This is a genomic window from Enteractinococcus helveticum (genome assembly GCF_001657475.1).
In the GTDB taxonomy this organism is placed as follows: domain Bacteria; phylum Actinomycetota; class Actinomycetes; order Actinomycetales; family Micrococcaceae; genus Yaniella; species Yaniella helvetica.
The window spans coordinates 183709-202038 of record NZ_LXEY01000021.1; the positions used below are offsets into that span (position 1 = coordinate 183709).

The 18330-nt window shown below is 58.2% G+C and carries 15 protein-coding genes and 1 pseudogene; 2 read left to right on the forward strand and 14 right to left on the reverse strand.

The features are described 5' to 3' along the window. Positions 1 to 40 precede the first annotated feature (40 nt). Positions 41 to 271, reverse strand: coding sequence for a heavy-metal-associated domain-containing protein (locus tag A6F49_RS11305; RefSeq protein WP_043058373.1), 231 nt, complete (start codon positions 269 to 271; stop codon positions 41 to 43). A gap of 135 nt (positions 272 to 406) precedes the next feature. Here A6F49_RS11305 and A6F49_RS11310 point away from each other — a divergent pair, with 135 nt between their 5' ends. Next, positions 407 to 1123 (forward strand): Crp/Fnr family transcriptional regulator, encoded by a 717-nt coding sequence (locus tag A6F49_RS11310; protein WP_043058374.1) that lies wholly within the window; start codon positions 407 to 409, stop codon positions 1121 to 1123. On the opposite strand, the gene A6F49_RS11315 is transcribed toward A6F49_RS11310, so the two are convergent. The 9 genes and pseudogenes from A6F49_RS11315 to A6F49_RS18715 all read right to left on the reverse strand — a co-directional run. Further along, entirely contained in the window at positions 1120 to 2196 is a 1077-nt protein-coding gene (locus tag A6F49_RS11315) for an NADH:flavin oxidoreductase/NADH oxidase (RefSeq protein WP_082911750.1), read from the reverse strand. The genes A6F49_RS11310 and A6F49_RS11315 overlap by 4 nt on opposite strands. A 112-nt stretch (positions 2197 to 2308) precedes the next feature. Continuing rightward, the gene (locus tag A6F49_RS11320) at positions 2309 to 3466 is read right to left on the reverse strand and encodes a calcium:proton antiporter (protein ID WP_043058375.1); all 1158 of its coding nucleotides are present in this window, start codon (positions 3464 to 3466) and stop codon (positions 2309 to 2311) included. Between the two features lie 114 nt (positions 3467 to 3580). Next, entirely contained in the window at positions 3581 to 3988 is a 408-nt protein-coding gene (locus A6F49_RS11325; RefSeq protein WP_043058376.1) for a hypothetical protein, read from the reverse strand. 111 nt (positions 3989 to 4099) lie between these two features. Further along, positions 4100 to 5215: an ABC transporter ATP-binding protein gene (locus A6F49_RS11330; protein WP_043058377.1), complete on the reverse strand. Its 1116-nt coding sequence runs from the start codon at positions 5213 to 5215 to the stop codon at positions 4100 to 4102. A gap of 75 nt (positions 5216 to 5290) precedes the next feature. Next, a complete protein-coding gene (locus A6F49_RS11335) occupies positions 5291 to 6628 on the reverse strand; it encodes an ABC transporter substrate-binding protein (protein WP_043058378.1) in 1338 nt (445 codons plus the stop codon). Positions 6629 to 6671: 43 nt separating this feature from the next. Then, a complete protein-coding gene (locus A6F49_RS11340) occupies positions 6672 to 7517 on the reverse strand; it encodes a carbohydrate ABC transporter permease (protein ID WP_043058379.1) in 846 nt (281 codons plus the stop codon). Next, the gene (locus tag A6F49_RS11345) at positions 7514 to 8479 is read right to left on the reverse strand and encodes a carbohydrate ABC transporter permease (RefSeq protein WP_043058495.1); all 966 of its coding nucleotides are present in this window, start codon (positions 8477 to 8479) and stop codon (positions 7514 to 7516) included. Before A6F49_RS11345 ends, A6F49_RS11340 begins: the two co-directional genes overlap by 4 nt. A gap of 704 nt (positions 8480 to 9183) precedes the next feature. Further along, entirely contained in the window at positions 9184 to 9624 is a 441-nt protein-coding gene (locus tag A6F49_RS18710; protein ID WP_327019965.1) for a PDDEXK nuclease domain-containing protein, read from the reverse strand. 212 nt (positions 9625 to 9836) lie between these two features. Next, positions 9837 to 10238: pseudogene (locus tag A6F49_RS18715) on the reverse strand (DUF1016 N-terminal domain-containing protein); the annotation flags it as partial. A 380-nt stretch (positions 10239 to 10618) separates the two neighbouring features. Between A6F49_RS18715 and hrpB the strand changes: the two are divergent. Next, on the forward strand, positions 10619 to 13228 hold the full coding sequence (gene hrpB, locus A6F49_RS11355) for an ATP-dependent helicase HrpB (protein WP_043058380.1): 2610 nt from the start codon (positions 10619 to 10621) through the stop codon (positions 13226 to 13228). A 299-nt stretch (positions 13229 to 13527) separates the two neighbouring features. Here the strand turns inward: hrpB and A6F49_RS11360 are convergent, their stop codons facing one another. From A6F49_RS11360 to A6F49_RS11375, 4 genes are all read right to left on the reverse strand, one after another. Next, positions 13528 to 15216, reverse strand: a complete 1689-nt coding sequence (locus A6F49_RS11360) for a hypothetical protein (protein WP_150119470.1) — start codon at positions 15214 to 15216, stop codon at positions 13528 to 13530. A gap of 109 nt (positions 15217 to 15325) precedes the next feature. Next, a complete protein-coding gene (locus A6F49_RS11365) occupies positions 15326 to 15667 on the reverse strand; it encodes a hypothetical protein (protein WP_043058382.1) in 342 nt (113 codons plus the stop codon). Between the two features lie 174 nt (positions 15668 to 15841). Next, positions 15842 to 16072, reverse strand: coding sequence for a membrane protein (locus tag A6F49_RS11370; RefSeq protein WP_043058383.1), 231 nt, complete (start codon positions 16070 to 16072; stop codon positions 15842 to 15844). A gap of 37 nt (positions 16073 to 16109) precedes the next feature. Beyond that, on the reverse strand, positions 16110 to 18224 hold the full coding sequence (locus A6F49_RS11375; RefSeq protein WP_082911751.1) for a penicillin-binding transpeptidase domain-containing protein: 2115 nt from the start codon (positions 18222 to 18224) through the stop codon (positions 16110 to 16112). Positions 18225 to 18330: the final 106 nt, after the last annotated feature.

An 18330-nucleotide genomic window follows, 5' to 3' on the forward strand; every position in this document is an offset into this window, starting at 1 on the left:
GGGTGGCTAGCTGGTTGAGCAAGCCACCCGAGATTGGTTGTTAGAACGCTGATGGTTTCGCGGTGTAGCCCGCTTTGGCTACCGCATCGACCAGATCATCCACCGAGGATTGCGCCTCGTCATGGTCAACTTCGATGCGCGAGCTGGCGAAATGCACGGTGACGTCGTTGACGCCGGGGAGTTTGCTGACGCGCTTTTCGATCTTGGTGACACATGATGGGCAGGAGAAGCCTTCGGCACGAAGCAGAGTGTGAGTGTTTGGGGTGGTCATGGTGTGTTCCTTTCCACATACTTTCGAATTCTTTTCCTCAACTTCTGAGGATTTATCTTTAGATTATCCGGTGGCTGATCAAAGAGCCTTGACGAACGTCAAGCCGGATGTGCTGGGCTGTTGTAGCCTGTCAGCATGCGGGAATTACCGATTCGAGATATTACTGTCCACGACGACAACTGTGTTCGTCGAGTTCCGATTTTTGCCGGGCTGACTGCGACCCAACAAGATTTAGTGGCGACCATGGCGCGCCCGCAGTTTTTAGATGACGGCGAACTCGTCCACCGCGTTGGGGAACGCACGGGCAAGATGTTCGTGGTGCATTCGGGGCAAGTGAAATTGCATCGAGTCTTACCGACCGGCAGGAAATTATTGATCCGGGTGGCACAGCCCGGCGAGACCGTGGGCGAGCATGCGTTCTTGACGAGCAGCCCCACACTTGATGAAGCCGAGGCCATGGATGGCACCCGGTTATGTGTATTTGTCCATGATGATCTGGCAGGTCTGATTCAGCGCTACCCCGACATTGCCCATCGCATGCTGGTCACCCTGGGTGAGCGACTGGCACAGACCGAACATCAACTGACGTTAAATACCCAGAGTGTGGACGTGCGGATCGCGGATTATCTGCTCCAGCAGCCATTGCTACGCGACGGTCAGTCCAGCGAGTCGATGCGGGTGCGTTTGCCCCTGGATAAAAAGGATGTAGCGTCCCTGTTGGGGACGACGCCGGAGTCCTTTAGCCGAGCCTTGGCACGGCTTCGGACCAAAGGACTGATCAGTGTCGACGACGACACGGTGACCCTGTCAGACCCCGATGCGCTGGAAGCTCTCGTGGCCGGGGCCGCCTAGCGATATGCCCGGTGATACTGGATCGGGGTTGGTGGGGTCTTGTGGCGCAACACCTGGGCGGCATGGATTGGGAAATCTGCATTACGTAGGGATTCGCGACCTACCAACACGACGTCGGCTTGCTCAGTGGCCAGGATGTGCTCGGCCTGGAATGGTTGAGTGATCAGACCAACTGCGGCGGTGGGAACGCCGGTGCGCTCTCGGATGGTTTCGGCAAATTTCACCTGGTAGCCAGGCCCGGCAGGGATTTTGGCGGGCAGGTTTGACCCCGAGGACACATCGATCAGGTCCACACCGTGTTCGCTCAACCATTGGACAACCTGGACGGTGTCATCAATTGTCAGCCCGTCATCAATCCAGTCCACCGCAGACAGGCGCACCAGGAGCGGCATGTCTGATGGGATCTCGTTGCGGATGGCATCGACAACCTGCAGCAAGAATCGTGCTCGGTTTTCCAGCGAGCCGCCGTGGTCGTCGTCACGGGTATTGCTCAGTGGCGAGAGGAATTCGTGTAACAGGTAGCCATGCGCCCCGTGGATCTCGATGAAATCAAATCCTGCTTGCACGGCACGACGCGCAGAGGTCTGAAACGCAGCGATGAGCTCTTCGATACCGGTGCGGTCCAGGGCTTTGGGAACAGCGAGTTCTGGGTAGGCCAGAGCAGAAGGGCCAACGGTTTCCCAGCCACCGTCGGCAACTGGCACGGTGCCGGATTTGTCAGGCTCGAATGTTCGATAGGTACTGGCTTTTCGTCCGGCGTGGGCCAACTGGATGCCGGCTTTGACGCCTTGTGACTGCATGAAGGCAACCGTCGGTGCCAGCGCGTCGCGTTGTGCATCGTTCCATAGGCCAAGGTCTTGCGGAGAAATGCGTCCTTCGGGCGTGACGGCGGTGGCTTCGACGATCACGGCCCCTGCTCCCCCGCGGGCTAGGCCACCCAGGTGGACCATGTGCCAGTCTGTGGCCACACCGTCTTGGGCTTCGACGCTGTATTGGCACATCGGCGGAACCCACAGTCGGTTGCGTGCTGTCATGCCGCGCAGGGTGATGGGTTCAAAAACGAGTCGTGACACTTGGGAAAACTACCTCACGTGGTTGTGGCGTTGCATTGCAGGTCTGAAGCGGATGTTACCAGGCGCACGGCGATGGCTGTGGCGCATGCGTAGCACGCGTTGATATGCGGCATCAGCTCATCAGCGTCAGGATGTAGACGGAAAAAATCATCAGGTGTGCCATGCCGTGGACGGCGGTGGCACGTCCGCCCAAAAATGATGCGAAGGTCAGCAGCAGGCTGACCGCTAGCAATATCATGTGCGCGGGGCTTTCACCCAGAATCACGGATTGACCGGTGACCATCCCGATGATCAGGACCACCGGGATGGTCAGGCCGACCGTGGAGACCAATGCACCGTGGCACAGATTGCTCACGCGTTGCATTTCCCCGGCGGCGGCCGCGCGCACTGTGGTGACGGTTTCGGGTAGGAACACGATCGTGGCAATCACAATGCCCGACAGTGCTACGGGAGCGCCCGCCCGATCCAGCAGGGTATCCAGGTAGGTGGCCATGTCGTGGGATAGCAGCACGATGGGTAGGACGGTGGCGACGAGTAGTAGCGTGCGGGCGAGGATTTCGCTTCGATGTACCCGAAGAATCTGACCGATGCTGGAGCGTTGCTCGGTCGTTACAGTGCCGCGCTCAGCCGGGTCGAGATTCGCAGAAACCGTGGGTTCTTGGAAATCTGTGCGCTGGCGTCCAGTTTGGAAATACAGGAACAACCCATAAACCAGGATCGTCATCGCCACGATTGGGATAGCTTGACCCACCGAGTACTGGCCGTCGTCGCCGATGAAAGCTGGCAACACCAGCCCCACGGTGAGCAGCGGCAACAAGATGCCGAGATAGGCCCCGACACCCGTGCGATTGACACGCAGTTTGGCGTGTCGCAACCCGCCGACGATCAGTGCCAAGCCCACCACGAGGTTCAGAATGATCATGGACACGGCCATGACTGAGTCGCGGGCAATCGTTGGGTGTTCGCCGGGACCCAGCATTACGGCGGCAATCAAGATGACTTCGATCATGACGATCGACATGGTCAGAATCAGGGTGCCGTAGGGATCGCCGAGCCGTCGTGCTAGGTGTTCTGCCTGAGTAACCACGCCGAAGGCAGCACAAATAATGACGGCGACGATAGCCACCAGGATGATCACGAGCGCGACCGTTTTCTGGGGTGGTTGAAAAAATGTTGAACCGAGCCGGAAGAATACTACTGCCGCCCAACCGATGATGAATTGCAGTATGGCACTGGGGGTCAGAATGCTGCGAAGCAGTGCAGAGGTCATGAAGAGGCCAGAATATTTCTGCGGGCCGTCCCGGCACTGAGGTCATCGTCCGGGTCGTCCCGGACGTGTTTTGCACACGATACGATGCTAGCCCAGTGACCTCGAATTCGCGAGTTACCGCCTATTGTTGATCTCAACCAGATAGCTGCGGATCGTTTTGATCTTGGCCGTCTTGGAGTGTCCGGCAAAGATGAAGACGTGATTAAACGCGATCTCCGTGCCGTCGGTATACGTCACGCGCCCATCTGCGCCACAGTCAGTGCCGTGGGTAATCACGGTGTGTAGGTGCAAGGCTGTTGCTGACGGTTGGGATTCCACCCACGAGGTGGAGTCGTCCCCGCCCTGCAACTGGGCTGGCCCAAGGATGTCCCAGTCAACATCGTCTTTCAAGCTTTCTTGTACTTGCGGTATGTCGCGTTGACACAGCGCGATGAGAAAGTCCCGTATCACCGCTTTGCGTGGTGCATTGCCACAGTGTTCGGGAATATCGATGACGTCCAAGGTGCCAGCTGATTGGGTCATGGGATCGTGTCTCCTGGAGCAAATAGCAAAGGTCAGGGGGCGTGTGCTCCCCTGACCTTATTCCTAGCAATTCTATGCGCTCATTGCTAGACGCTTCTTGAAGATGCTGGCTTATGCTCCTGCACCGATGAGTTTTTCGGTCTTGGCGTCAAAGAACAACACGCGCTGGCGATCGGCGAGCAGTGAGATGCGCTCACCGGCCGCTGGATCTTGGTCTTTACCGATCCGGGCCACCATTTGGGTACCCTCTGGTGAGCCATGAACCGAACCGTACACGTAGGTATCGGACCCCACGGATTCGACGAGTTTGATGTCCATGGTGATGCGGTCGGAGTCTGACCCGGCGTCGACGACCGCCTCTTCTGGCACGAAGAGGTCTTCGGGTCGAACACCGACAACGACGTCGTCGTGGGAAAATTCCAGCTCGGCCGGGACGGGCACGAGGTTGCGTCCGACGCGCACGAAGCGGCCGGTGCCGTTGGACTCGAGTGTGCCGGGCATCAGGTTCATGGTTGGTGAGCCGATGAAGCTTGCGACGAAGAGCGTTTCGGGGCGGTTATAGAGGTCTTTGGGACGGCCGACCTGTTCGATGCGGCCTGCATTCATGACGACGACGCGGTCGCCCATGGTCATAGCTTCGGTTTGGTCGTGGGTGACGTAGACGGTGGTGACCCCCAGGTTGCGTTGCAGCTGGAGGATTTGGCCGCGGGTTTGCACGCGCAGTTTGGCATCCAGGTTGGATAACGGTTCGTCCATGAGAAAGACTTGCGGGTTGCGCACGATGGCTCGGCCCATGGCCACGCGTTGGCGCTGACCGCCGGACAGTTGGCGCGGTTTGCGGTCCAGGTACTGGTCGATGTCCAGCAGTTCGGCGGCTTTTTGGATGCGCGCGGTGCGTTCGTCTCTGGGCATCTTGGCGTTCTTTAGCGCAAACTCCATGTTGCCGGCAACACTCATGTGCGGGTAGAGCGCGTAGTTTTGGAACACCATGGCAATGTCGCGTTCGGCGGCGGGCACGGTGGTGACGTCGTCGTTATCAAATGCCACGGTGCCTTCGGTGGGCAGTTCCAGACCCGCCAGCATGCGCAGGGTGGTGGATTTGCCGCAGCCGGACGGGCCAACGAGGACGAGGAATTCGCCGTCGTTGATCGCCAAGTTGATGTCTTGGACCGCGTTGCGTGTGGCGCCGGGATAGCGCAGACCGACGTTTGACAGGCTGACGCGCATTGTGAGCGTTCTCCTTGCGGGCTAGCGGCGGGGACAACTGTTGTCGTCCCCGCCGTGATGTGGTGTTTTTGTGAGTTAGTTGTCCAGCACTGGGGCCAGGTCGGAGTCGTAGAGACCCTGGAGCGTGGTTTGAAGCTCGGTGAGGGTTTCGTCGACATCGGCATCGGTGGTCAGAATGCTCTGCAGGGTCTGGGACAGGTTGAGGTCACCGCCAGGCAAAAAGACGCGGGCGAAGTCTTGGGAGCGGGCGTTTTCTAGCTGGTTGACGGCAACTTCGAAGGCCGGGGTCTCGGCGTAGACGTCAGACATGTCAGCATCGGTGCGCACTGGCAGGTAGCCGGTGCCTGCGGAGAAGGTGGCGGTGTTTTCGGCGTTGGTAACAAAATCGATGAACATTGCGGCAGCGACTTTGTTTTCGGCCGGGGCTTTTTCGGCGATGCTCAGGCCGGCACCACCGGTTGGGACCACGGCGTTGTCACCGGTTGAGCCCAGTGGCAAGAAGCCAACGCCAACTTCGAAGTCAGCGGTTTCCAGGATGCCCGACAGCGAACCGGTTGAGGCAACAACCTGGCTGACAGCACCTGCGGAGAAGTCGGTCCCGGGGTCGCCGGAGACGACGGTGGCCCAGCCTTCATCTACGGCGTCCTGGGCGAATTCCAGGGCTTCGACTGTTTCATCGGAGGAGACGGCGGAGAAGTCCCAGTCGTTGCTCCAGGCGCCACCGTTAGCCCAGATGAGGTTGGACATGGTCCAGGCTGGGTATTCGGCTTGGGGTGGGAAACCAAATGGTGAGGCGCCGGTGTCAGCATCGGCGAGGGCGGTGGAGTGTTCTTCGACGTCTTCCCAGGTTTCTGGGGCGTCAGTCAGGCCGGCTGCTTCGTAGTGGTCGGCGTTGTAGTAGAACAACGGGGTGGAACGTGCGTATGGGGCGCCGTAGTGGGAGCCTTCATACAGGTAGTCGCCGTACAGGGCGTCCTGGTAGGTCGAGGTGTCGGCGCCGATTTCTTCAAATAGTGGGTCCACTGGTGCCAGCGAGCCGTTGAGGTAGTTGGTGAACCAGGTGGCATCGGATAATACGACGACGTCGCCGACGTCACCGGAGGCCTGGGCGGTTTGAAAGCGTTCGGAGACTTCTTCGTAGTTGGCGCCGGCGGTGACCAGTTCCACGCTGATGCCGGTTTCTTCTTCGAAGGCTGCGATCAGTTCGCGTTCGATGTCGATTGAGCCGCCGGGGTGGTTGGACCAGAAGGTGATCGAATCGGCTGGTTCGACCCCGGAAATATCGGCTGCAGCCGCTTCGGCGTCGTCGCCGGTGCTTCCGGTGGATGGGCCGCACGCGGTAAAGAGTAGTGCGGAGGCGGCGAAGATCGCGCCGGTGGCCAGCCGCTTGCGGCCGGTGAAGAAAGTAGACATGTTTGGGGTTCCTCTCGGTGATGGGGTGTGGTGTCTTCGGTGGTTATTTGACCGCGCCCTGAGTCAGGCCGGCCACGATGTAGCGCTGCAGGGCAGCGAAGATGATGAGTACGGGGATAATGACTAACACAGCACCGGCCATGAGCACGCCGTAGGATCCGGTGGATGATTCAATCGAGTTCAGCAGGTTCAAGCCGACCGGCAGGGTCATTTTGTCGGCCGAGTCGACGATGATCAGCGGCCACAAGAAGTTGTTCCATTCATTGACGATGGTCACCAGCGACACGGTGGCAATGGTGGGCATGGTCACGGGTACCAGCACAGTCCAGAGGCGTTTCCAGTGACCGGCCCCGTCGAGTTCGGCGGCTTCGACCAGAGCATACGGCACCGTTTTAAATTGCTGGCGCAATAAGAACGTGCCAAAGGCGGTGCCCAGGCCGGGCAGGATGATGCCCCACAGGGTGTTGCGCCCGCCTAAGGCTGAGATGGTCAGGTAGTTGGGTAGGATCGCGACTTCCGGTGGGACCATCAGGGCGACCAGGATGCCCAAAAAGATGACGTTTTTGAATCGGACGTTAATGAAGACCAGCGCATAGGCGGTGGTGATGGCCAGTAGGACCTTGATACACGACCCGACCGCGGTGGTGATGATCGAGTTCAAAAACACTTGGCCCAGGGTTACGCGCTCGGCGACCTGGTCGTAATTTTCTAACGTTGGATCACCGGGAAGGAAGGTCGGTGCGGTCGTGACGATTTCGGCCACGGGTTTGAACGATGAGATCACCATCCACAACAGCGGCAATACGACGATGAGGAGGGCCAGCAGCATGGGCAGATACCCGCCGGCGATGGCCGAGGCGAGGTTGCGAGGGGTCAGGGCGCGTTTCATGCGTAGTGCACCTTCTTCTCCACGAACCGGATCTGGATGAATGTGACCAGAAACAACACGACGAATAGCACCACGGAGATGGCAGCGGAGTAGCCGGCGCGCTGGTAGGCACCGAAGGACTGCAGGTAGACCTCAAACAAGATGGTGTTGGTACCGTTACCGGATGGGGTCATGATGCGCAGCACGTCGAATGCCTGCATGGATGACAGGATGCTGGTGATCAGAATGAAGAGCATGGTGGGGCTCACCAGTGGCAGGGTGACCTTGAAAAATGTGCGGACGGCGCCGGCACGGTCGATGGCTGCGGCTTCGAGCAGATCGTTGGGAATGGACTGCAGCCCGGCCAGAAAGATGACGGCACAGTACCCTAGGTTCTTCCAGATGTAGACGATGATGACCATCAACAAGGCCAGATCTGGATCCAAGAACCATTCGGGCGAGTTTTGCCCGAAGTAGGCAAATACGTGGCTGAGCACCCCCAGATTGGGGTCGAAGATGAAGCTCCACACCAAGCCGATACCCACACCGGAGAGCACATAGGGTGAGAACACTGCGGTGCGCACGACGGTACGACCGGGCAGTTTTCGGTTCAACACCACGGCTAGCAGCAGGCCCAGAACCATTGATCCAACCACGGTGGCCACGGTGAAGATGATCGTGACGCGCCAGACTTCCAGCCCGGTCGCCGAGGTGAAGAATTGGGTGTAGTTCTCCAGGCCAATAAACGTGGCCGTGTCGGACCCAAGGCGCCAGTTGAGCAGCGAGTAGCGAACGTTGGCGATTAACGGGTAGTAGATGAACAACAGGATCAGGGCAATATTTGGCCCGGCAAAAAGTAAGAAGGTCGTCCAGTTTTTTCTGGAACGTGCTCGACGAGCTTGCTTATGCTGTTGCGCGGTGTGGCGAACAACCGGGGTGCGTTGTTCTGGATCGGCCTTGGTGGCCGGCGGTCTGATGGACATAGCTGTTGAGATTAACAGTGGCTGGTAGACGGTTAGGGCCTGCCGGGTCAACGAATCCTAAACCTGCGGTAAACGAGTCCGGTTTTGTCGGCAACGTCATAGAGTGGAATCGATGAAACATGAATCTTCTGGCAACGGTTCGACTCTTGTAGTGGAGTCTTTCGATATTGTCGCGATCGGTGTGGGGCTACCAGGACCGGTAAAATCACGTACGTGCCACCAACAGTGGCCAATCGCCTTTTGACACAGGGTAGGTCCGGCAAGGTGGTGGTCACTCAGCCACGCGTATGACTGCTCGTGCGGCAGTCCGCAGCTTGGCCTATCTAACTGGTACCTGGCTAGGTAGAAATCGGGGTAGTCGGTGCGCCGGGATCAGCAGACATCCTCGACAACCCGGATTGTGGCCGTCCGATTCCTGGACTACTCGCGAGACAGATCTCCACTATCACCGATGACAAAGGACATATCGCCGACCTCCTCAAACCAGAGCTGGTACGCGACGAACGTCTCTGTAATGGCATAGGTGACGAAAGAGCGCCAGGAGGCTGAGTGCCAGAAGTTGCTCTACCGCAAAGAGAACGAGTCCTTGTGGGAGATCGCCAAGACAGTCGTGTCAAACGACTGCGCGATCCTCGATAAGCAGACTTATGAGTAGGTCGGCGACCACCAAGCCCCCTCGAACTACAGTGGCCAGAGGCGCTTCGTCATTCTTGAGTGAGGTCGTCCCACTCCCCCGGACGCCGTGATTCCAGGGCATGGGTGAGGCGGTCCGCCGCCGGCAGCACTGCTTTCTCGTCGGCGGGCAGCATCTCGTAGGTGTAGGAACTGACGGCCATGGGCCGGGTGACGCCGCTCAAGGCGTACCTAACGACTGACTCGCTCTTGTCTGAGACCATCAGAATGCCGACAGTCGGGGCGTGCTGCTCACGGCGGAAGAGATCGTCAACGACGCTGACGTAGAAACCGAGCTGACCGGTGTGCTCAGGTTTGAAAGGCCCGGTCTTGAGCTCGACAACGATGTAGCGCAGTTGCTCAACGTGGAAGAAGAGCAGATCGAGGTAGAAGTCTTGGCCGTCGATTTCAACGTGACGTTGCCGGTCCACGAACGCCCATCCGGTACCGAGTTCTCGGAAAACTTCAACCATGGGTCCATCAAAGCTTGCTCGAAGCGGCGCTCGTCGGCGTCAGCAGTCAGCCCGAGGAAATCGAAGACGTACGGGTCCTTTGCCAACTGACGTGCTAGGTCAGAGTCGGGATGTGCAAGCTGTTCGGAGAAGTTCGAGGGGGCAGCGGCCTCACGTCGAATCAGTTGGTTGGCGATCTGGTGTTGTAGGACGTTGCGTGACCAACCATGCTCCGAGGCGGTCGCGGCATACCATTCACGCTCGGTCTGGTCGTCGACCTTGTCTAGGAGGAGCCGGATATGGCCCCACGGCAAAAGTCCCACAGGCTGTGGGACTTTTGACCCCAAGGAAGGCCATGCGTCGGCGAAAGACCGCATGTAGAAGAGATTGCTGCGCGAAAGCCCTCTCATCTCAGGGAACTCTTTCCGCAGGTCCTCCGCCAGTCGCCCAACCACGCCGCTCCCCCAAGGTGCCACTTCCTGCCTCTCAAGGATGGTGCGTCCGATCCCCCAGTACAGAGTGACAAGCTCGGTATTGAGCGTTCGTTGGGCGGACCGGCGTGACGACCTTACCTGCTCCTTGATTGAGGACAGGGCGCTGTCGTACCCCTTGGGGAGGTTTACTTCGGAAGCCATGCCTCTAGCCTAGAGCCCAAAACAACCACGATGAGGCACATGTACCACGCGTGAAAGGCTCCGAGTCCCTCAATATTGCCTGGCTGCTCGGCTGCAACACGAGTATCAAATACTCGTGCATGTGCATGCCTCGGAGGTTGATCTGGCGGCGCACCCATATCGTTACATACCACAACACAACCGCTTCTTGTACCCGTTGCTGCATCCCCGCTCGTTACCGACGATCGGGCGGATGGCTGCAGCCGGTGCATTATAGGGGCGAGGTATTACCGGTACCCATACGTTTACCGGCTCTGAGCCACTCAACGCTTCGGGTCAAGGAATCCTAAACTTGCGGTAAACGAGTCCGGTTTTGTCGGCAACGTCATAGAGTGGAAGCGATGAAACATGAATCTTCCGGTACCAAGGCACGCTTTGACCTCGAGGTCATCGGTGCTGGGCTGCCTGCGGCGGATCTGACCGGGCCCTTATTAGCTGGCGAAAGCGCGCTGCGCACCGTGGTGGTGGCGCCTCCTGGGACCGGGAAGACCACCATAGTGCCGCCGACCGTGGCGAATCGTTTAGCTTCCCAGGGGCGAAGCGGCAAAGTCGTGGTTACCCAACCGCGTCGGATGGCCGCCCGTGCTGCTGCCCGCCGTTTGGCCCAACTAACCGGCACGCGGCTTGGTGCCGAGGTCGGATACGCTGTGCGTGGTGATCAGCAGACCTCGAAGGCTACCGTGGTGGAGTTTGTGACCACCGGTGTGTTGTTGCGTCGACTCATCCGCGACCCCGAAGCATCCGGGATTGCCGCCATCGTGTTGGATGAGGTGCACGAACGCCATCTGGATACCGATCTAACGTTTGCCATGGTCCAACAACTGGGGCAATTACGCGATGCACCACTGGACATCGTGGTCATGTCGGCAACGCTGGATGCCAAGCTGTGGGCAGGGCTGTTGACCGACGACGGCGAGGCGGCCGCCGACATTTTGAGTGTCGCAGCTGCCACCTATCCCCTGCGTGTGCAATGGGCGCCGCTGCCGGGTAACCAACGTGGCCTCGATGCCCGCGGGGTCACCGATACGTTTATCACCCATCTCGCCGATACCGTCGTCTCCACCGTTGAGCGCGAGCCGGATGGTGATGTCTTGGTTTTCTTACCCGGTGCTCGGGAGATCGATCGCGTAGCTCAGCGGCTATCCCAGCAGTTGCCTGGTGTCGAGGTTTTACCGCTGTTGGGCTCCACTCCGGCAGCTGAACAAGACCGCATCTTACAGCCGCACGGTGAACAACAACCGCGCAGAGTTGTCTTAGCGACCAATGTGGCTGAATCAGCCCTGACGGTACCCGAGGTCCGCATCGTGGTAGATGCCGGTCTAGATCGCCAAAGCCGACTCGATACCATTCGCGGGGTGGCCGGGCTCGTCACGGTTGGGGCCGCGAAATCCTCGATGGTTCAACGTGGCGGCCGTGCCGCAAGACAAGCACCCGGTCTGGTGGTGCGGTGTGTATCGGATGCCGAATTCGCGGCCCGTCCAGCACATCGGCCGGCTGAAATTCGCACCGCCGATCTCACTCAGGCGGTTCTAGATTTGGCCTATTGGGGTGCCGCCGACGGCGCCGGAATGGCGCTGCCCGAACCCCTGCCAGAGCGTGCATACACCACAGCCGTGGACACGCTTACGCAGCTGGGTGCCCTGGATGACCAGCACCGCGTCACCCCATTGGGTCGCAAACTGGCTGATCTGCCGGTGGATCCGCGGCTGGGTCGAGCCCTGTACGACGGCGCCGAATTTGCCGGTGCACAATTAACCGCAGAAACCGTGGCAACCCTCTCCTCAGACCAACGTGCCCCGGGCGCAGATCTCACCGCCCTGCTACGTCGTCTTCGATCCGAACGACCACAACCCTGGACCAGTGACATCGCCCGGTTGCGTCGTGTGCTGCCATCCGATGCAACAGAACCTTCCCGGGATCCACTGCAAATTGGCATGATCACCGCACTGGCCTACCCCACCCAGATTGCTCGTCGACGCGGTACAGCCACCGGCCAGGCTGCCGAGTATCACTTGGCTTCGGGCACGGCGGCCTCACTCCCCCGAGAGTCATCCTTACAGGGTTGTGAATGGTTAGCCATCGCGCAGCTGACCCTGCACGGCAACCGGGCAATCATCCGCAGTGCTGCCGAACTGGACCAAGACCACGCAGAACTTGCCGCAGGCCCCTTGGTCACCACACAGACCGAGGCGAAATTTGTCGACGGCAAAGTTTCAGCGCGCTCCATTCACCGACTCGGAGCCATCGAGTTATCTTCAACTCCGGTCAAGCCCACCTCGGAACACACAAAAGCCGCCGTGGCCGCCGCGATTCGTGAGCGCGGCGTGCTGGACTTTTTTGCTGTAGAAAACAATCCCAAACGGTATGCCGAGTTTGAGAACCTGCGGGGACGACTTGGGATCTTACACAAAGTCATCGGCGCGCCCTGGCCCGAGGTCACAGACTCGGCGCTGACACAGCACCTGGATGACTGGCTGGATCCGGAAATCGAACAGCTTGCCAGCGGCACCCATCGAGATCGTCTCGATCTGACCGCGGCACTACGGCGTCTATTGCCATGGCCCGATGCCGCACGCTTGGATGAGTTGGTGCCCGAGCGTCTCCAGGTGCCATCGGGATCGCACATGCGCATTGATTGGCCCGCACCAGAAGAACACAACGACGACGACGTCGCACCACCAGTGTTGGCGGTCAAACTCCAAGAGTGTTTCGGCTGGACCGGTAGCCCGACGACTGTCGATGGTAGGGTGCCGGTGATCTTGCACCTGCTATCCCCCGCACAGCGTCCACTAGCGATTACTCGGGATCTGGCGAATTTCTGGGCGAATGTTTATCCGCAGGTGCGAGCAGAAAATCGTGGCCGCTATGTCAAACACCCCTGGCCTGAAGACCCTATAGGCGCCGTAGCTACTGCTAAAACGAATCGGGCACTCCGCAATCAGCGTGATTGAGCAGCAAGTACAAGGCATCCAAAACGGTTATGCTCCACCGCGTTCAGCACGTGTAGATTCTGCGGCAGTTTCGCCCCCGTATGGCCGTACTTGTCGATCCGCAAACTTTTCACGGAGTTCTTTTGGACTCCGTACTGCTACCGATAGATTTTGCAATCGTCGCCACTCGGAAAAGTGCTCGCCGAAATCAGCAAGGCCTTTCTTAAGCGCTAATGGCCGAGGTCTGCGCAGCGGGCCACTTTCATTCATAAGTGACACATTACCTCAGCGAGTCGTCAAATATGACAGATCCTTACTGTCTAGCCAGTAAATAGTACTGTTTCTTCGACGGCTGCTGTTAATTCTCGTTGGAACGCGCTGTGACGTGAATATCGGGTTTTCCATTTCTGCAACAACACGACACTGGCTTCGGGGCGGTTCGCCAAAATCAGCGCTTCCCCACAGTATGTCAACAGGCGGGCCGCTCTTACATATTGGTCTCGGGCTGTGGATGAGACAATGACGTCGACGTCATGCTCAATCGCTTGAACAGCGATCTCGAGGCGTCTTGAAAGGATGTCCTGGTCGGCATTTTGTTTGTTGATCTGCGCCAGGAAAAGTTCAGATAACGGCGGCACGGTCGACCCATAACTGCCAACCAAACCCCATAAAAACGAGCGGTCAACGACGTTCAAGAAGTTTTTGAGACCGGTTGACAACCATTGGGGATGCTGCGGCCCCGCACAACCCGATATCAACAGATAGGGTACGACCACATCGCGCAGGGAACGGTCTGTCAGCCCTGTCGACTGTATGAGTATGGTCGCCGCGTCATCCACGCGTCCGGCCAGTACCAAAAGCACGGCGCGCAGTCCATTGCCTGGGTTATCCAGTGCTCTTTGTGTGCCCAATGCTGCAAGCTCATCTGCCATAGTCTCAGACGCCTGGGACAGTTGGGCCGCCGCTTCATGGAGCCGGATGAGCCGCAGCAGATTCGGATCTGCGCGCCAGGCAGCCCGACGCGCAGCGACCACGTGAACACCATTATCCTTGGAAAGAACAGCTAACTCTTCCGCGATGAGCGCCCGCATAGGTCTGTCGTGGTCCAGCATCGATAGCGCCTCATGTGCTGCCTCAATGGCTTCCCCTTGGCGTTCCGCCCGTCGAAGCGCTTGCACCCAGCGAAGGTAATATTCTCCCTGATCAATCCCGCTACCGCGTGCCAGGTCTCGTAGACCGTTGAGGCCTCCAGCAAGCTCTGCTGCTTCGGGCAGTAGCTCGCGGGCTATTGGTGAGTCACGGTCTAAGGAGTGCAATACGTTTATCCACTCAGGAAGAAATTGCTCGAGTTCTGGGAGCTTTTGCCCTCGACTTTGCCGCAGGCTATCAAGGCTGACGTCGGCGTCAAGTTCTGGAAGGACAAACCATTCCTTGGCTAATCCTGCGGCTCGTTCTTCTGCCGGTGTTGTTTCATACACAGCGCGCAGGTAACATGCCTGCGCTTCGGCAAGGTTGAAGCCCACCATGTCCATTGCAGACTCAGGACCACAGAACGTCTCGACGTCGTCGTCTAATGACAATGCGTGAAGCAGTCTTTGAAATGCTGCCCGGGCTAAGCCAAGCTGTCCGTTGAGAAATGCCTCATGAGCTTCTGATAAGAATTCGTCGAACTCCAGCACCCACGATTCGTCACCAAATGACCGCTCTTGGTAACTTTCATGGTCCCACTCGAAGCCGTCGAAATACTCTCCAGAGGCTATCCGGTCCACAAAAGCGTCAATTTCTTCAAGCAGTGGATGACTATCGACCGGCCATGTCACATTTGATGACTGCTGCTGATTCGTCTGGCGATTGTGCTCGAAAATAGCGAGGAATGCTGCTCGGTCACTATTTTGCAGGGTGTGCGCATGCTGCAGGAGTGACTGGCGGATTTCTTCTGTCGACATCTCCACTAAGCGGCGCTCAAGCGCATCAATGAATGTTTGAAGACTCGGGTTTGGGCTATTCACAAAGCAGCGCCTGTCTGATCATACGACGCACGAATTTCACACATTTCAGCATATTCGTTCAATCTCCATCAAGAAGGATGTCGCCATAGTAGTTGGTGGGAGCAGGACGCTACCAACGTATCCGTCCAAGCATCGTGTCATGGAGAAAGAAAGCACTCGTCGTGCGCCGCGGCACGCTGTCAGTGGCTTTAACTTCCTGCAGTTCTTCCTGCAGTTCTTCTTGCAGTTTACGAATCTCACGCTCTGCGTGTTCAAACCGTGCATGCACGCTACTGACTTTCAAGAACACTTTTCTGATCCCTATATCAATGTGCTCGTAGTGGGCATGTAACTGATCAAAGCGCTGGTCCATATGTCGTCTGATTCGCACGAAGCCAACCAAACTGACACTGCCTAGGGCGACCAAAACGCCGGCAGCGGCAATGATGATCGTGGTGATTTCAATCGACATCTGTCTTCCTCCATCGAGGTTCTGACCGGTTGTGTGTCACACCAAGCTACGACATCAACTGCTTTGGCAGAAGAGCATTTTCTCCAGCTGTGGAGAACTCCCACCGTCCACGATGTAGGTTCGACCAGCAATGAGCAGCGCTAGCTAACGGTCGTCGAGAGTTTGGTCCGCATGTCAGCGCCGAATGCCGCGAGTGAAATACAGGATCGGACCAACGAAGTCCACAGCAATAATAGCGGCCCATTTGCCTTTGCTGCCGTTGACTTCGGTAGCATCTCGTCGTGCCAAATCGATCCATGCCGTGCCGGCTAACGCAACCTGGACTGACGCTAGCGCAACGATTGCTGCGCGTTGACCAGGGCTGAAATCCTTCCAGCCCTTTTTCTTCGATGCTTTGGTATCCACAGTTAGTCCTTGTGTTCGATCCGGTGTGTTTCAGATATTATTCGGATGGGATGATATCTTCTAGCTCGGTCAGGAAATCTTCTAATACCGGCCCGTTGGTCTGGGCACCAGCAAAGCCCTCCGAATAGAACAGCGCCACCGCTAGATCACCGTGTGTGGCCATGATCCAGGTGTGGGCTAAGTCTTCGCCGTCATCGACATATTCAGCAGTGCCGGTTTTTGCATAGACCGGTGCGCCAGGCACGTTTTGCAGAATCGGCACGGTCCCGTATTCGACCGGCCCTGCCATGAGTTCCTGCAGAGTTGCTGCTTCGTCTTCGGTCAGCGGCGCATTACCCGGCAGATTATCGTTGTCATTCGGTTCCACGGCGGGGTCAGTCACCATTACCGGGGTGACGGTTTGTCCAGCCGCGATCGATGCCGACACGGTAGCCATTCCCAGCGGCGAGGCCTGTACGAGACCTTGACCAAACAGCCCAGCAGCGTGCTGAGTTCCTTCAACCTCGGTGGGTACCGAGCCCAGAAAAGCACCGTTATAGCCGACAATCGGGTCCTCGACCAGACCCAGGGCGACCGCCGCGTCGTGAACGTCTTGGGTGCTGAGCTCTTCCCACTGGCTAACGAAGCTGGTGTTACATGATTGGGCTATTGCATCGGCCAGCGTGATTTCACCTAAGTAGTCAGACGGGTAGCCCTCAAAGTTAGAGAATTCGGCACCATCGATGGTGATCGTTTGCGGACAGTCGACCATAGATTCCGGGGTCATCCCGTTGCGCAACATAGCCAAAGCGGTAATCATCTTGAAAGTCGATCCCGGCGGGTAGGTCCCGGTGGTTGCCAATGGCCAACTGAGCTCGGATGGTCCTTCCGCGGCGGCCAGGATATGCCCATCGGAGGGACGGACGACGACCAGCCCGGCTGGGACCTCGGCGTCGGCAATCATGTCCTCGGCCAACTGTTGAACATCCATGTGCAATGTTGTGGTCAACGCCTGGCCGTCCACCACCTCACGGCTATATGAGACTTCTTCGCTGGTCATTAATTCCGAGGTCGGCTGGGTAGCTTCGGTGTTATCAATAGTGATGTCCAGCCCGTCGCTACCGGCGAGGTGTTCGTTGTACATGCGTTGCAGCCCGGTCAGTCCGGTTTGCACACCGGCGGTGAATTCCCCGTCCGAGGCTTCGATTTGTTCGGCATTGGGCTGACCGTAGGTCCCAAACAGTGACCGAGCAAATGTGCGGGAGGGCCCTAGCACCATGGTGTCTTCCATGGCCATGGCACCTTGGATTTCAGCGATATCGTCGATAGGGATATCGGTGTCTTCGTCATCGCGTAGCACGATGAATTCAACCCAGGCGCGTTCGCCTGCGGCCAGGGTGCGGTCCACCAACGGTTCCGGATCCAGGTCCAGGGCTTCGGCCAGTGCGGTGGCCGATTCAGTCAGGGTCTGTTCGATATCGTCGTCCGAGGGTTCAGAATCAGCCGAGGATAATGCTTCCAGCACATGAGACTTATCGATCCCAATGCGTTGCACCGGGCGGTCCATGACCATGGCGTTATCGTCGCCGTCTCGGATCGTGCCACGTTCTGCGGTGTCGATCTCCACGTTCACGTGTCCGTCATTTGCTAATCCGGGAACCAGAGTGCTGGCATCCAGCTGGGGCTGCCAGCTTTCATTGGTCTCATCCCACACCAGGCTGGCATGGGTTTGATAGCTCCAGTCTTCCGACTCGGCGGCGTCTTCGTTCGCATCGCCCTCCCCGTCGGGCGTGCCCCCTGGGGTGAGATCCCAGGTGACTGTGTACTGAGCGGTTGCAGTGACCGTCTCATCATCCGTGTCATCCACCTGGGCAGAATCCAAGCTCACCGACAGTGGGAAACGCTGCAGTTGGGCAACGGCGTCTGCGAGCGCAGCCGGGTCCATCGAATCATCGGTCAGTGCAAGATCAGTTAGTCCGCTGAATTCTTCGGATACCAGTTGATCGGCAAATTGCTGGGCCGTGTCGGTTGGGTCGGGCACATTCGGACCACAGGCGCTCAACCCCAGCGCTCCGGCGATCAGCACGGCGGTGAGACTGTAGCGGCGTCGTCGAAATATCCGTGATGGTGCGGTTGACTGGGAGTGATGTGCGGTGTGAGTGGATGACATCATGGTGGGTAGTCTAACGGTCTGAACGCATCCCCAGGTGCGCGTGACATGGGCCACACGAGCGGCCTGGCAGTCTTCGGGTTATCCCGAACAAAGACGATGGGAAGCC

Excerpts from the sequence above, each read along its gene's own strand:
- A6F49_RS11340 (WP_043058379.1), bottom strand. The coding sequence starts at position 7,517 with ATGAAACGCGCCCTGACCCCTCGCAACCTCGCCTCGGCCATCGCCGGC.
- A6F49_RS11320 (WP_043058375.1), bottom strand. The coding sequence starts at position 3,466 with ATGACCTCTGCACTGCTTCGCAGCATTCTGACCCCCAGTGCCATACTG.
- A6F49_RS11345 (WP_043058495.1), bottom strand. The coding sequence starts at position 8,479 with ATGTCCATCAGACCGCCGGCCACCAAGGCCGATCCAGAACAACGCACC.
- A6F49_RS11365 (WP_043058382.1), bottom strand. The coding sequence starts at position 15,667 with ATGTCGATTGAAATCACCACGATCATCATTGCCGCTGCCGGCGTTTTG.
- A6F49_RS11310 (WP_043058374.1), top strand. The coding sequence starts at position 407 with ATGCGGGAATTACCGATTCGAGATATTACTGTCCACGACGACAACTGT.
- A6F49_RS11335 (WP_043058378.1), bottom strand. The coding sequence starts at position 6,628 with ATGTCTACTTTCTTCACCGGCCGCAAGCGGCTGGCCACCGGCGCGATC.
- A6F49_RS11305 (WP_043058373.1), bottom strand. The coding sequence starts at position 271 with ATGACCACCCCAAACACTCACACTCTGCTTCGTGCCGAAGGCTTCTCC.
- A6F49_RS11375 (WP_082911751.1), bottom strand. The coding sequence starts at position 18,224 with ATGATGTCATCCACTCACACCGCACATCACTCCCAGTCAACCGCACCA.
- A6F49_RS11330 (WP_043058377.1), bottom strand. The coding sequence starts at position 5,215 with ATGCGCGTCAGCCTGTCAAACGTCGGTCTGCGCTATCCCGGCGCCACA.
- A6F49_RS11325 (WP_043058376.1), bottom strand. The coding sequence starts at position 3,988 with ATGACCCAATCAGCTGGCACCTTGGACGTCATCGATATTCCCGAACAC.
- A6F49_RS18710 (WP_327019965.1), bottom strand. The coding sequence starts at position 9,624 with ATGGTTGAAGTTTTCCGAGAACTCGGTACCGGATGGGCGTTCGTGGAC.
- hrpB (WP_043058380.1), top strand. The coding sequence starts at position 10,619 with ATGAAACATGAATCTTCCGGTACCAAGGCACGCTTTGACCTCGAGGTC.